A 12,966-nucleotide genomic window follows, 5' to 3' on the forward strand; every position below is an offset into this window, starting at 1 on the left:
TTCTGCAAACCCATTGCAAACCCACAAAAAAAGCGACCGTTAAGTCGCTCATTTTTAGTTACTAAAATGGTGGAGGCGAGGGGGATCGAACCCCTGTCCTGGATGCCTTTCACACAAGCGTCTACATGTGTAGCCGGACGTTTGCTGCTTTAAGAAGCGCGAGCCTCATCCGGCCCGTTCGCACTTCCGATGTCCCTGTTGTATCTCACTGCGTCACCCGGAACCCCGGCTCAACAGCCAGCCTGCTAGTTGTCGGCGGCCCTGATAACAGGCATCTCAGGGCGGCCGTTGCCGTCAATTAAGCAGCAAGTGCGAGCTCGTTAGAGTCTGCAATTATGTTTTTGGACGGCTTTTTTAAGAGGCCAACCGACCAACCTCTACATGCAGCCAGCGTTTCCAACATCCAGTCGAAGCCAAGGCGCCCCCGTTTTTCACGCGGAGTGTCGGGTAGGATGCACGCGAATGAGCCACTAATCAAGGGAATCTTCAAAAAAGTGTGCGCAGCAAACCCACGCCTCTTTCGCCTGGGAAAAGGCCCAGCTCCATCTGGTTCATGGTGTAAGCAAAGGAGAGCCCGCTCTCCGGATCGCAAAAAGCATGACTCCCTCCCGCCCCGGGATGACCGAAAGCCCCTTCGTGAGGACCAAAGAGCATCCGCAACTTCTGCCCCTCTCTCATCGGGTCAAACATGGGACCGGGCCCGAAGGAAGTCTCCAGGTTCATGACCTGATCCGGGCCCTGAATCAGCCGCGTCGCCAGCTCAGCGCGCACCTCGGCCGGAAAGACCTCTGCCGCCGTATTCCCCAACACGGCTTGGTAGAATTTCGCCAAAGCCCGCGCCGAGCCCACTCCTCCAAAAGCCGGAAAACCGCCCGCCCACGCCGCCGGATCGTTCATTTCGCTGGCGGACTGATAGCCCTTCAGGGAGCCGAAAGCCCGCCGGGCAGCGCTTCCCTCGGTCTGCATCGCCTCGTAGAAAGGCTTCTCTTCCCTGCGCACGAGATAGCGCCCGGGATAGAGCTTGGCCACGCGCGGAAACTCCTTCTCGGGCAGTCCGATCCAGAAGTCGAGGTCGAGAGGATCCCCCACCCATTGGCGGAAACACTCTCCCAACCTTCTGCCCATTAGACGCTCACAGAGTTCATCGAGCAGAAATCCGATGGAGCGGGCATGGTAGCCGTGCTCCAGCCCCGGTTCCCAAAAAGGCTCCGTCTTCTCCAAAGCGGTCACCACCTCGGCCCGCTGTGACACCTGCACCACCCCGTCGACCCCGGGCAATCCCGCCCGATGGGAGAGCAGCTCAAAGAAGGTCAAGTCCCCCACCTGAAGCTCGGGCCACACCCGGCGCACCAGGTCCTCCCCCGTCAATCCCGCCTCGCGCAGAACCAGTAAAAAAGTAGCCGCTGCGGGCACCTTCGACACCGAATAAACCGGCACCAGGGTCTCATCCGTCCACGGCCGCTCCTGCTCCCGCTCGCACCAGCCGTCGGACAGAGTCACGACCTCTTCCCCATTCCGCCAGACGGAGACCGAAGCACCAATCTCCCCCCGCTCGGCAAAATTTTCGGCAAAGACCTCCTGCAAGCGCTCCAAATTCATCCCGCTGCCATACCCCGCCGCCGCCCAATGGACAAAGCCAAGTCGGCAAAATCGGAAAATTTTCCCTCTGTCCCCATTTTTCAGCCGCGACAGAAGAGAAAACGTCCTTTGCTTTGGAATCGACTCTCGCTCTCAGCCCGACACACTGGGAGAAACTATGAAAGCACTCGCTTGGATCGGGGGCAGCCTGGCCGCCCTCATCATCCTCACCCTCGCCTTTTCCTCCATCCAGCAATCCGGCAGCACGTCCAGTGGCCCAGCCTTGGGAAATTACCCCGCACTGGCCACCGTGGAGTTTGACGATCTCTCCCAACTCCAAGTGCTCAAACTGGAACGAGGTCAGCTCCTCGACGGAGACCCCACGCCGCCGAAAACGGGGATTGTTTCCTTCGCCGCCCATGGCAGTCGGACAACAGCCTACACCAACCGTTTCTCCATCAGAACCCAACAGATTAATGGCCAGATAACGGGCAGGGAATACACCAATTCTGCCGCTCCCAGCGGACTCTTTTTGTTATTGGAGGCTCCCTTCTTTCACCACGCCCCCAAGTATTCGTTCAACCAAGGCCAACTCGACGACCATTCCTTTGGTCAAAAGGGGGCTCGGGCCGTCGAGTATGTAGAGAGCCCGGCAACAGAAATGCAGAGCGGACGGCCCCACCTTCCTCCCCTCTGCCTTCAGCTGGCCGACGGTCAGGGAGGTTGGCACACGGCCATCGGCCCCATTCAGGAAAACGAGGCCGACGATTCTCTGGCGGTGGTGACCTTTCCGGTGTGGCCGACGACAGCGAAAACCCTGGACTTCCGCGCCCTCATCCCCGGAGAAGCCCCCGAGACCTTCTCTTTGCCCAATCCCTTCCCCGCTCCCAAGGCGCTCTCGATGACTCCCAGTCCCTTGCCCCAGACCCATGCCGAAAAAGACTTCACCCTGACCCTCAAATCTGCAGGCTTGACCGCCATCCCCGAGCTCGGCGAGATTCTCCACCTTGACTATCACTTTGAGAGCCATTTGCCAAAACCACTCCACACCAGATTCCCTCTCCGATCGCCAGTAGAGGTCACGGTGCCTAGTCTACGAACAGAATGGGGACAAATTACCGAGATCGGAAATTTCCGTATGCCGGACGACTCCTTTGAGCATGGCCATGTCATTGCCAGTGATGGCAGTCAATTCGAGGCCACCTTTCGTATCGAGCGTTCAAGTTTTTTCCCCCGAAAGCTCTCTGACGTGATCATTTTGGCCAAAGCCAAAGTCGCCCCGGATGGCAAAACAATCTCTCTGCTTTCACAAGAAAAAGGACTCGGCCTGAAATCTCTCCTTCCCGGGGAACTCAGCCCCGAAGGTGGAGGGCAAAAGCTCCCCCTGAGTGCCCAATTCGAATGGAAATCCCCTTCTCAGCGGAAGGCCGCAATCGGAACAATGAGCTACGGTTCTCTGACCTTTTATCTTTTTGTGGCAAACGCGACCACATCAAGTGGAGGAACCCAATCAAACGGGAGTGGTCAGGGCTCAGGCCCCTTCAAAGAAACCCTCCAGAGTTCGCAGACCTGGTATGGAGCACTCAATCCTGGCGACGAGTTCACCATCGCCATCGGAGAAAAACTACCTGATCAAGAAATCACCTTCACCTTCGACCGCAGTCACTTGCGACAAGGCGAGTGAGGGAAAAGTTCAGGGTTGGCGGAAGGGCGAATCCGGCTCACTCTCAACGCGATGCCCACGGTGCTTTTGATTGAGGACGAGATCGCGATTGCGGAGACCCTGCTCTATGCCTTGCGCACGGAGGGGTTCGCGACTCATCACACCCTCACCGGGCAGGAGGGCTTGCGGTGGTTACGTGAGAATAAGGCCGACTTTCTAGTGCTCGACATCGGCTTACCCGACATGCTGGGCTTCGATCTCTGCCGCGAGCTGCGCACTTTTTCGCACATTCCGGTGCTCTTCCTGACAGCGCGAAGTTCGGAGATCGATCAAGTGCTGGGCCTCGAGCTGGGGGCGGACGATTACGTGACCAAGCCCTTTTCTCCCCGCGCCGTTGTCGCCCGGGTGCGGGCCATACTCCGGCGGCTGGCTTCCGCCGAGACGCCCTCCGCTCCAGCGCAGGTGCCCTTTCTCCATCATGAGAAGGAAGCAATGTCCATTCACTGCCAAGGCCAAGCTCTTCCGCTCACCGCCCACGAATACAAGCTGCTCGCTCTTCTCCTGGGTCAGCCGGGGCGCACCTTTACCCGGGATCAGTTGCTGATGCAGGCTTGGGACGACCCCGGTTCGGCCATGGATCGCACCATTGACGCCCACATCAAGAGCTTGCGGGCCAAGATTCGTCAGGCCGCGCCCGGGCATGACGACCCCATCCAGACCCGCCGGGGCTTGGGTTATTGCCTCCAGCTCTAGTCGGCCAGATGGACAGACACGAAAAAAGCCTTGGAACAAGAGGAGTCCCAAGGCCTTCCCGATTCACGCGACAGAAAAAATGTCGCGGAAGAAATTAGGGCAAAAGATTGACAGAACGAGCGCGCTTGATTTCGCGGACGATACGGCGGTGCATCTTGGCGGAGACGCCAGTGACGCGACGAGGAAGGATTTTGCCAGTCTCGCTGGTGAACTTGGAGAGGGTCTCGGGGTTCAGATAGCTGACTTTTTCAAGCGGCAGATCAATGCGCTTGCGGGGCATGCAACGGTTCGCCTTGCGGAAAGCGATACGGCGTTCGACTGTTTTCGGTTCTGACATGGATAAAAATTCTGGCAGGGGTTAGCGCATCTCGCGGTGCAGCGTGCGACGCTTGAGGAAAGGATTATACTTCACCTTCTCGAGACGTCCGGGTGTGCGGAGGCTCTTTTTGTTGCGGGTGGAAGTGTAACGGGACGTCGGCTTGCCCTCAGCTTTCGCTTCGGTGCACTCGAGGATAATGATATCGCGCGGCATGGTTCTGTTTCGGAAAAGGGGCGGGAGACTACCTTAATCGTCTGACGAGTCAAGCGAAACCGAACGATTACTGTCAGCAAATGCTCCAAAGCCATACTCCCCGGGGGCGACCCCGCGGCTGCGCTGCTCGGCTTCCCACTTTTCCTGACAATCGCGAGTGAGGCGTGCAAAGGGCAGAACCTCAAGTCGTTCCTTGGGGATTTTCTCCCCCGACATTTCGCAAATTCCGTAGGTGCCTTGGGCGATACGATCGAGAGCCATCTCGATCTCATGCAAGGCATCTTTTTCCTTTTCCAGCATGCTGAGGGCAAGATCGCGGTCATAGGAATCGCTGCCCGCATCGCCCTGGTGCTGGCCATTGCCTGCATCCGAGTCGCCGGAACCGGCCTTGATGGCCTCACTTTGGACGCCATGAAGGGCTTCCATCAAGTCGGCATGGAGTTCGAGGAGCTTCTGCTGCTGCTTCTTGACGAAGGGACTCAACTTCACCGGATCGGTGACGAGGTCTTTGGTCTCAGTCAGGCTGGAATCCGCTTTGGCTTTCTTGGCGGCAGTTTTCTTAGTCGTTTTTTTCGCAGGCATGGTCTTTCGGGGGGAGAGAAACGGCGTTGTTAGTCGATAAATCAAGTCCTATGACGAGGAAATGAGGGGCGTCGATTACGTGGAGTTTTCGCCCACCGCAAGCTAAAAGTGAGGGTAACACGTCGTGGGTGCCTGCACTTGCGCTTGAACCCCTGCTCTCAGCCCATTAACAAACCGGGTCCACCCATGGAAATCACTGCAATCATTGAGGCCCTCCTCGTAGCCTCCGACGATCCCCTCCCCGCGGCGGAAATCGCCCGCCTGATTCGGGCCCGTGCCGCCGAGCGGGAAGAAGAGCTTCTTGAGGAGCAGGAAGAGGGTGCGGAGCCAGTGCCCACCACAGAGGCCGATGCCGCCCTGCGAGCTCTCGGGGCGACCAGCGAGATGGAGGTTATCGAGGGATTGGCGCAATTGAATGCCCACTACGAAGAGAGTGGCCGCGCCTTCCGGGCTCTCGAGCGGGCCAAGGGGTGGAAAATATACACCTCGCCCGACTATGGCGAGTTCGTGAAGCACCTCTTCCCGGGCCGCAAACCCAAGCGCCTCTCCGGTCCGGCTATGGAAACCCTGGCGGTGGTGGCCTATCGCCAACCGGTGACCAAGGCGGCGATCGATGCCGTGCGGGGCGTCTCATCCGATGGCATGTTGCAGAAGCTGCTCGATCTGGAATTGGTCAAAATCGGGGGTCGGGCCGAACTACCCGGCCGTCCCCTGCTCTACGAGACCACCGACTACTTTTTTGAGCACTTCGGGGTAAAATCACCTGACGACCTCCCCAACGCCCTGGAACTTCGCGGCATGGACCTCCCCGATGGCAGCGAGAGCGAGGAGGAAACGACAGGCGACAAGGAGGAAGGGAAACAACTCAACCTAGCGGAATCCTCCTCCGCCGACGAGCCTTCGCCACCCTCTGGAGCAGACGAAACCCCCTCGCCAGCAGAGAACTCCTCACCCACCGAGCCCCCCGGGGACTGACCCGGCTCCTGCACGGACTCGATTCACCATTTCCTTTTTGTAAAAACCTTTCTTAAGCTCCCCGCCGTGACTCTAGACGACATCCGCGTTCAAATCGACGCCATCGATTCCCAGCTCCTCGACCTTCTCTCCCAACGGGCCGATCTGGTCCATGAAGTGGGCGTGGTGAAAAAGCGCGATGGCCTGCAAATCTACGCTCCCGAGCGCGAGGACGCCCTCCTGCGCAAACTGGTCGCGATGAACGAGGGCCGTCTTCCCGAGCGCTCCATCCGGGCCATCTACCGCGAGATCATGTCGGCCGCCCTCGCCTTGGAGGACGACATGAAAATTGCCTATCTGGGACCGGAGGGGACCTGGACCCATCAGGCCGCAATCAAAAAATTCGGCCACTCGGTGGAGTATCTTGCCCAGCCCAGCTTCGCGGATGTCTTCGATCAAGTGGCTCGCCGCCAGGCCTCCTATGGAGTGGTTCCCATCGAAAACTCTACGGAAGGGGCCGTTTCCCACACTCTCGATCTCTTCGTCGACTCTCCCTTGCACATCTGCGCGCAGATTCTCCTGCGCATCGAGAATAGTCTGCTGGCCGCCATTCCACGGGAGGAAATCAAGACTCTCTACTCCCATCCCCAGGTCTTCGGTCAATGCAAGAACTGGATTCTGCGCCACTTTCCCCACGCGGATCTGGTGGAAGTCTCCTCCACCACCCGGGCGGCGGAGATCGCGGCGGAGCGGGCCAGCGAGGGAGCAGCAGCCCTTGGGGGAGCCCTCGCGGCCGAGCTCAACGGCCTGGCAGTGGTGGAAGCGGCCATCCAGGACCGCGCAACCAATACCACCCGTTTTCTCGTCGTCTCCGAGAAAACTTGTCCCCCCACCGGAAACGACCGCACCTCCATCCTTTTTGCCGTGCGCGACCAGCCCGGCTCTCTGGTGGAGGCCTTGAAAGCCTTCAATGATTTCCAGATCAATATGTCGAAGATCGAATCGCGACCCTCCAAACAAAAGGACTGGGAATACATCTTTTATGTCGATTTGGCAGGTCATTGCGAAGACCCCGAACTAGCGAAAGCCCTGCGGGAGCTGGAAAGCCACTGCTCCTTGGTCAAGCTGCTCGGCTCCTACCCCGATGCCCGGGAATAGGCGACCAGCCCGCCTCCTCCCAAAATGAGGAAGGCAGAGTTTTTCATCGCTTTTTAAGCAAACTTGGAGATGTTGCCTCTCCAAAGAGGCTTCCACTGGTTCCAAATTTACAAATCATCTTTCATCCTCTACAATTTCTTCCACTCCCGACCCAAGTTCATGGCACGCGCATCCAATCTCACTATGTGTTCCTTCTGTGGCAAAAGCCATTCGGAAGTCAAAAAGCTCATTGCCGGACCGGGCGTCTACATTTGCAACGAATGTATCGACGTCTGTTCCACCATTCTGGAAAAAGAGTTGGTGGGTGAGAGCCGGGAACGCCTGGCCGCTGCTCCCGAGCTGGACCATGCCATCCCCAGCCCGGCGCATCTGATGGCCAAGCTTGATGAGTTTGTCATTGGCCAGCAACACGCCAAGAAAGTGCTTTCGGTGGCCGTGCACAATCACTACATGCGCCTTTTCCACCAAAATCAGGAGGTGCCCGAGGAGTTGGCCGAGGTCGAAATCGAGAAATCCAATGTCCTCCTTCTCGGCCCCACGGGCTCGGGAAAGACCTTGCTGGCCCGCACCCTTGCCCGCCTGCTGGATGTCCCTTTCTGCATTGTCGATTCCACCAATTTGACGGAAGCCGGTTATGTGGGTGAAGATGTCGAAAACATCATCCTCCGTCTGCTGCAGGCTGCCGACTTCGATGTCGAGAAAGCGGAACAGGGCATCATCTATATCGACGAAATTGATAAGATTGGGCGCAAGACCGAGAACGTGTCCATCACCCGGGATGTTTCCGGCGAGGGGGTGCAGCAAGCGCTCTTGAAGATTCTCGAGGGCTCGGTCTGCAATGTCCCGCCCCAAGGGGGCCGCAAACACCCGCAACAAGAATACATTCAGGTCAATACCGAGAAGATTCTCTTTGTCTGCGGAGGAGCCTTTGTGGGTATGGAAGACATCGTCAAGCGGCGCCTGGGCAACAACTTCCTCGGCTTCCGGGCCCAGAGCGATGACGCCAGCGAGGAGGAGAAAGAAGAGACCATTTTGGAAAAAGTTCAGCCCGAGGACCTGCTCCACTTCGGCCTCATCCCCGAGTTCATTGGCCGCCTGCCCGTGCATTCCGCGCTCAACAAGCTGAAGCGGGACGACCTGATTCGCATCCTCACCGAGCCCAAGAACGCGCTGGTCAAGCAGTACACCAAACAACTGGCCTTGCATGATGTGAAGCTGAAGATCACCCCCGATGCCTTGGAAGCCTTTGCGGAAGAAGCGGTCACCCGGGGCACGGGAGCGCGCGCCCTGCGGAGCATCTTCGAGCGCATCATGCTCGACGTCATGTTCGAGGTCCCCTCCCGCGACGATTTGGAGTCGGTCACCATCACGGCAGAAGTGGTGAGAGGAGAAAAAGAACCGGTGATGCGGAAAAAGCGCCGCGCGGCTTGATTTCTCCCCCCTCATCCCCGAAGGTCTGCCCGCCTGCCAACATGAAATTTCTCCCTTTCCTCGCCTTTCTGTCCATCGTCGGGCTGGCTTCCTGCGCCAACAAAAGCGACGAGAGTGAGGCCGACAAAGAAGACGGTGCGGCCACCGAATTGGCTAAGGGTGAGGGCGTCATCCCGCCCCCCGGGGGAGAAGAAGGACTCCCGGAAACAGGAGAGGAGATCGGCTTGCCGGAACTCACCGCTGAGGACCAGGCCGGCCAACCCGCCAAGAAAATCACGGAGTTGGACGGCTTCATCTTTGAAGACCCGACCGGAGATTTACCCGATTCCCGTGATCTGGCTCCTCCCCCCCAGCCCGTGCTGGGAAATCCTTCCGAGATAACCTCGGGAGACGAAACAAGCTTGCTCCCGGAGCGCTAGTCTGTTTTGCAAAGGTCTTCCCCAGCCCGTCACCAGGCGTGCTGAGGACTCTGAAATCGACCCCTTTCACTGCCGTGCGCCCGCCGAAGAAGTTCAAGCCCATCCCCTTTCCCTACCACCACGAGCTCACCCTCGAGATCGACTCCCTCACCAACCTCGGGGCCGGGGTGGGCCGGGTCCAGCTGCCCGAGGCACCGAAAGAGCAAGGCCCTTGGGTCGTCTTCGTGCCCTTCTGCCTCCCCGGGGAAACCGTCCGAGCCCGCATTTACCGGAATGATGCCAATTGCTCGCAAGCTGACCTCATCGAGGTCCTCACTCCCTCTCCCGACCGGGTCACCCCGCGCTGCCCCCTTTTCGGCAAATGCGGAGGCTGTCAATACCAGCATCTCGCCTATCCCAAGCAATTGGAATGGAAAAGGCAACAGGTGGCCGAGCTAACCCGCCGCATGGCGCACCTCGACATTCCCGTCCTCCCTCCCGTCCCCTCGCCCAAGGAATGGCACTATCGCTCCAAGCTCACCCCCCACTTCGCCAAACCCCGCGACGGCGAACTGGGACCAATCGGCTTTCTTGCCCCCGGCACCCGCAGCCGCCTCATCGACGTGCCCCAGTGCCCCATCGCTCTGGAGCCCATCAATGAGGCCCTGCCCGCCATCCGCCAAGAGGTCAGCAAGCGGGCCCACACCTACAAGAAAGGCGTCACCCTGCTCCTCCGGGCACATGAAGAAGGCGTGGAGACCAATCCCCGGGCGGTCATCAGCGAGAAGGTGCACGACCTCACCTTCCACTTCCTGGCCGGAGACTTCTTCCAAAACAACCCCGCCATCTTGCCGGCCTTCGTCGACTACGTGGCGGCCGAGGCCGCCCAGGACGGCTGCACCCACCTCGTGGATGCCTACTGCGGCTCGGGGCTCTTTGCCCTTTCGCTCGCCAAGCACTTCCAGCAAGTGGCCGGGGTGGAGGTTTCCGAGACTTCGGCAGACTTTGCCCGCCGCAATGCCGAACTCAACCAACTGCCCCAGGTCAGCATCATGACGGCTTCGGCGGAGGAAATCTTTGCCGACATCACCTTTCCGGCCGAAGAAACCGCGCTCGTCATCGATCCGCCACGCAAAGGGTGCACCCCAGGCTTCCTCGCCCAGCTGGCCCGATTCGGCCCCCGCCGGGTGGTCTACGTTTCCTGCAATCCAGCCACTCAGATGCGCGACTTTGTGGCCCTCGATGAAGCGGGTTACGAAGTGGAAAAAATTCAGCCCTTCGACCTCTTCCCCCACACCCGCCACCTCGAGTGCGTGGCCACCCTCAAGCGCAAGTAAAAGGGAATGGGAGAGACCGGGGCGGCGCGCAGCTCCCCCGGGCGCGGGAAGAAATCACTCTTTGAGCAGCGCTTCCAGGGTCAACTCGGCGAAAGGGCCCGGCACTCCCCTGTGCTGGATTTTTCCTTGCTTATCGAGCACCCAGCAAGCCGGATAACGCGCCACTTGATAGAGTTCCGCAATCTCCCCTTTTTCATCGAGCCAGTTTTCCCAAGTCACAGTTCCATCCTTGATGAGATGGCGCAACTGCTCGGGGCTCTCACTCGCCACCCCCAGGATAGCCGCTCCCTGGGAGGACTGCTGCTCGGTTACTTTCCGTAGAAAAGCCATCGTCTCGTCGGCCGCTTCCATGCGAGTGTGCCAGAAGACAATCATCACCGGCTGTCCACGGTAATCCTTCAATCTCATGGCGTCTCCAGCCACATTCCATCCCAGAATATCGGGGGCCTTCATCCCTTTCTCCAGATTCATGGTGGCGAAGAGAAAGCGCTCCACCATCTCGCCGATGGTGGTTTGCCCCACCTTGACGTGAGCCGATTGGATCACCGCCTTGCGGATGCGCTCCATGCGCTGCTTGTTCGCCTCCAAATCACCCCCACCCATTTCGCGGGAAAGAAGCACCAGCGCGAAGGCAGCCACCCCCTGCACCTCTTTATCAGGATGAGTGAGCTCCACTTTTTCGAGAAACTTGCGGGTTTTGGGACCATTGTCGACCACGAGAGCAAGACAGAGCGCGCCAATTTTGGGACTCTCGAAATGAAAGCGCTCCGCCGCCGAGCGCACCACTGAGAGCGGGGTCTTGTCGGGAGCCGTCGGAACGGGCTTGACCGAATAAGCGGGGGCCAACTCCAAGAGCTTGGGCGCGTAATCAAGAAACCAGTCCTGATTCCAGGAGCCATCCAGCTGCCGCAGGAGGTCCTGCCCGAAAGCATCGGGATTAGGGCCGACTTTCCAAAGCTGGCGGCGAGCTTCCACATCGGGAGCCGCATTGACCTTGGCGACCCACGCAGCCACTTCACGCTCATAGTCCGCGACTACTTTCTTGGCACCCGCCTCATCTGCGAGCAAGGAAGGGAGCGGAAAAAGGAGAAAAGTAAGAAGAAATCGGAAGAGATGGGAACGGTTCATGAGGAAAAGGTAAGCGATAGCAGTCAGTTCTTTTTCTTGAGAAGTTTGCGTAATTCCGGCCACTGCTCCTGACTGACGATGTAGCCGATGCAGTTGGCTGCCCCGCAGCGGCAAGGATGGTCCTCGTAGCACTCGAGGTCAAAGCCATAATCGAAGGTAAGCTCTTCGCCCTTCTCGATGTCGCGCAGAGCGTAGATAATGATGCGGTCCTCACCATCCCCCTCAACGGTATAGGCGATACAATTCGGATCGCAGGAATGGTTGATCAGGCGCGCGGCGTTCCACTCCACGCTGCCATCAAGGTCCCATTCCTCATTGAGAGTGAAGATGTAGACGGCCGCATCGCCATCCTTTTCGGCCTTGGCCATTTGCGCCCAAGCGCGGCGCTCGCTCTCCTCCTTGTCAACGGGCTCGCCCACATACTCGATGATCTCGGTATCTTCGAGGATGTCGCAGGCGGCGTAGACGCCAGTGCCGTGGATCTCGGACTGACGCACCTCCACCCATTTGCTCTCCCCCCGCAGCTTCATTTCTTCCAGGCGCCGGGCGGCGGCCTCTGCAGTGCGCGCGGCCCGCGAGCGCTTATTCTTCTTTTCCTTAGCCATGTGACCAATCGACAAAGGTCTCAATACCCTCCGCGCTCACCAGATTGCGGAAGTTTTTCTGAAACAAATCCAATGACCCGGTATCCCCCTCAGTTGACGCGGCGAAAGCCCTTCTCTGGAATGGCAAAGTCGGCAATATCACTGGGCAGGGAAGGAAAGAAGCCTCTGAGCTCCTGCACTTCCAACGTGGAGCCATTGATAAAGCCCCAGCTCGCCCCCTCTTCTTTCCCGCGAATCGCCACTTGATAATCAGTCAATTCGATAAATTCCTTGACCCCGGTAGCCGGATCGATGCGGCGCACCTGCCGCTTGGTGGGCACGAAGACAAGCCATTCGTTGAATTCGGGAATATCGAAGCCGCTCACCGCCGGCTCGGCCGTAAACTTGGTAATGGTCAAGCCCGAGGCCGCGAACTCATCGACCGCCCGCTCCATCTCGGCGGCGATTCTGTCGTTCCCCCCCGCTTTTTTGGCAGCGCGCTTCAGGTAGCGAGGATAGGTCTTGTTCACCACCTCGGCATATTCTCCCCGCAGCGTCAAATCACCAAGCTCTTGCACAGCCTGCACCGCTGCCGCCAGAATATCGGCCGGCACGGGTTGGCGCTCGATTCTCTTTTCGAGAATATCGGCATCTTCCAACCGCCCTTCTTGGGAGAAAGCGGGACAGATTCCGAGGAGGGAGAAGGCAAGGATGAAACTGGGAATGCGCACGTCCTACGAGATGCACCCCAAGCCCCCGCAGGTCAAGCCAAAGGCTCGCCAAGTCCCGCCGCCCCCTGCCCGCAGGTAAAAAAAAACGGCCCGGGCGAACCCGGGACCGCTTTTGCAAAATTCGAGCGGAGATTCTC

General features: G+C 58.8%; 14 protein-coding genes and 1 other RNA gene. 7 read left to right on the plus strand and 8 right to left on the minus strand.

Annotation, left to right across the window (positions count from 1 at the left end):
* Positions 1 to 67: 67 nt before the first annotated feature.
* Positions 68 to 426: a transfer-messenger RNA gene (gene ssrA / locus JIN78_RS09080) on the minus strand.
* A 60-nt stretch (positions 427 to 486) separates the two neighbouring features.
* A complete protein-coding gene (locus tag JIN78_RS09085) occupies positions 487 to 1,599 on the minus strand; it encodes a serine hydrolase domain-containing protein (protein WP_200391647.1) in 1,113 nt (370 codons plus the stop codon).
* A 157-nt stretch (positions 1,600 to 1,756) separates the two neighbouring features.
* Here JIN78_RS09085 and JIN78_RS09090 point away from each other — a divergent pair, with 157 nt between their 5' ends.
* Positions 1,757 to 3,262: a hypothetical protein gene (locus tag JIN78_RS09090; protein ID WP_200391648.1), complete on the plus strand. Its 1,506-nt coding sequence runs from the start codon at positions 1,757 to 1,759 to the stop codon at positions 3,260 to 3,262.
* Between the two features lie 51 nt (positions 3,263 to 3,313).
* Positions 3,314 to 3,994, plus strand: a complete 681-nt coding sequence (gene creB, locus JIN78_RS09095; RefSeq protein WP_200391649.1) for a two-component system response regulator CreB — start codon at positions 3,314 to 3,316, stop codon at positions 3,992 to 3,994.
* A gap of 94 nt (positions 3,995 to 4,088) precedes the next feature.
* On the opposite strand, the gene rpsR is transcribed toward creB, so the two are convergent.
* Genes rpsR through JIN78_RS09110 form a run of 3 tightly spaced genes read right to left on the minus strand, consistent with a single transcriptional unit; the run spans position 4,089 to position 5,108 of the window.
* Positions 4,089 to 4,331, minus strand: coding sequence for a 30S ribosomal protein S18 (rpsR, locus tag JIN78_RS09100; RefSeq protein WP_200391650.1), 243 nt, complete (start codon positions 4,329 to 4,331; stop codon positions 4,089 to 4,091).
* A 21-nt stretch (positions 4,332 to 4,352) separates the two neighbouring features.
* Positions 4,353 to 4,526, minus strand: a complete 174-nt coding sequence (gene rpmG, locus JIN78_RS09105) for a 50S ribosomal protein L33 (protein WP_200391651.1) — start codon at positions 4,524 to 4,526, stop codon at positions 4,353 to 4,355.
* A gap of 33 nt (positions 4,527 to 4,559) precedes the next feature.
* On the minus strand, positions 4,560 to 5,108 hold the full coding sequence (locus JIN78_RS09110) for a TraR/DksA family transcriptional regulator (RefSeq protein ID WP_200391652.1): 549 nt from the start codon (positions 5,106 to 5,108) through the stop codon (positions 4,560 to 4,562).
* A 186-nt stretch (positions 5,109 to 5,294) separates the two neighbouring features.
* On the opposite strand from JIN78_RS09110, the gene scpB reads away from it, so the two are divergent.
* The 5 genes from scpB to JIN78_RS09135 all read left to right on the plus strand — a co-directional run bounded on the left by scpB (position 5,295) and on the right by JIN78_RS09135 (position 10,386).
* Entirely contained in the window at positions 5,295 to 6,083 is a 789-nt protein-coding gene (gene scpB, locus JIN78_RS09115) for an SMC-Scp complex subunit ScpB (RefSeq protein WP_200391653.1), read from the plus strand.
* Between the two features lie 66 nt (positions 6,084 to 6,149).
* Positions 6,150 to 7,220 carry a prephenate dehydratase gene (gene pheA / locus JIN78_RS09120; RefSeq protein WP_200391654.1) on the plus strand — a complete coding sequence of 357 codons (1,071 nt, stop codon included), beginning with the start codon at positions 6,150 to 6,152 and terminating at the stop codon, positions 7,218 to 7,220.
* A 159-nt stretch (positions 7,221 to 7,379) separates the two neighbouring features.
* Complete coding sequence (gene clpX, locus JIN78_RS09125; protein WP_200391655.1) at positions 7,380 to 8,651, plus strand: ATP-dependent Clp protease ATP-binding subunit ClpX; 1,272 nt, start codon at positions 7,380 to 7,382, stop codon at positions 8,649 to 8,651.
* A 41-nt stretch (positions 8,652 to 8,692) separates the two neighbouring features.
* On the plus strand, positions 8,693 to 9,070 hold the full coding sequence (locus tag JIN78_RS09130; RefSeq protein WP_200391656.1) for a hypothetical protein: 378 nt from the start codon (positions 8,693 to 8,695) through the stop codon (positions 9,068 to 9,070).
* Positions 9,071 to 9,144: 74 nt separating this feature from the next.
* Positions 9,145 to 10,386 (plus strand): class I SAM-dependent RNA methyltransferase, encoded by a 1,242-nt coding sequence (locus JIN78_RS09135; protein WP_200391657.1) that lies wholly within the window; start codon positions 9,145 to 9,147, stop codon positions 10,384 to 10,386.
* A 54-nt stretch (positions 10,387 to 10,440) separates the two neighbouring features.
* On the opposite strand, the gene JIN78_RS09140 is transcribed toward JIN78_RS09135, so the two are convergent.
* From JIN78_RS09140 to JIN78_RS09150, 3 genes are all read right to left on the minus strand, one after another.
* On the minus strand, positions 10,441 to 11,514 hold the full coding sequence (locus JIN78_RS09140) for a peroxiredoxin family protein (RefSeq protein ID WP_200391658.1): 1,074 nt from the start codon (positions 11,512 to 11,514) through the stop codon (positions 10,441 to 10,443).
* A gap of 23 nt (positions 11,515 to 11,537) precedes the next feature.
* Positions 11,538 to 12,119 (minus strand): SET domain-containing protein, encoded by a 582-nt coding sequence (locus tag JIN78_RS09145; protein WP_200391659.1) that lies wholly within the window; start codon positions 12,117 to 12,119, stop codon positions 11,538 to 11,540.
* 89 nt (positions 12,120 to 12,208) lie between these two features.
* Positions 12,209 to 12,829 carry a hypothetical protein gene (locus tag JIN78_RS09150; RefSeq protein WP_200391660.1) on the minus strand — a complete coding sequence of 207 codons (621 nt, stop codon included), beginning with the start codon at positions 12,827 to 12,829 and terminating at the stop codon, positions 12,209 to 12,211.
* Between the last annotated feature and the right edge of the window lie 137 nt (positions 12,830 to 12,966).

Origin of the sequence: Roseibacillus ishigakijimensis, from assembly GCF_016595415.1 — a bacterium.
GTDB lineage: Bacteria > Verrucomicrobiota > Verrucomicrobiia > Verrucomicrobiales > Akkermansiaceae > Roseibacillus > Roseibacillus ishigakijimensis.

Excerpts from the sequence above, each read along its gene's own strand:
- JIN78_RS09110 (WP_200391652.1), bottom strand. The coding sequence starts at position 5,108 with ATGCCTGCGAAAAAAACGACTAAGAAAACTGCCGCCAAGAAAGCCAAA.
- scpB (WP_200391653.1), top strand. The coding sequence starts at position 5,295 with ATGGAAATCACTGCAATCATTGAGGCCCTCCTCGTAGCCTCCGACGAT.
- JIN78_RS09130 (WP_200391656.1), top strand. The coding sequence starts at position 8,693 with ATGAAATTTCTCCCTTTCCTCGCCTTTCTGTCCATCGTCGGGCTGGCT.
- JIN78_RS09145 (WP_200391659.1), bottom strand. The coding sequence starts at position 12,119 with ATGGCTAAGGAAAAGAAGAATAAGCGCTCGCGGGCCGCGCGCACTGCA.
- JIN78_RS09085 (WP_200391647.1), bottom strand. The coding sequence starts at position 1,599 with ATGAATTTGGAGCGCTTGCAGGAGGTCTTTGCCGAAAATTTTGCCGAG.
- rpsR (WP_200391650.1), bottom strand. The coding sequence starts at position 4,331 with ATGTCAGAACCGAAAACAGTCGAACGCCGTATCGCTTTCCGCAAGGCG.
- clpX (WP_200391655.1), top strand. The coding sequence starts at position 7,380 with ATGGCACGCGCATCCAATCTCACTATGTGTTCCTTCTGTGGCAAAAGC.
- JIN78_RS09090 (WP_200391648.1), top strand. The coding sequence starts at position 1,757 with ATGAAAGCACTCGCTTGGATCGGGGGCAGCCTGGCCGCCCTCATCATC.
- rpmG (WP_200391651.1), bottom strand. The coding sequence starts at position 4,526 with ATGCCGCGCGATATCATTATCCTCGAGTGCACCGAAGCGAAAGCTGAG.
- creB (WP_200391649.1), top strand. The coding sequence starts at position 3,314 with ATGCCCACGGTGCTTTTGATTGAGGACGAGATCGCGATTGCGGAGACC.
- JIN78_RS09140 (WP_200391658.1), bottom strand. The coding sequence starts at position 11,514 with ATGAACCGTTCCCATCTCTTCCGATTTCTTCTTACTTTTCTCCTTTTT.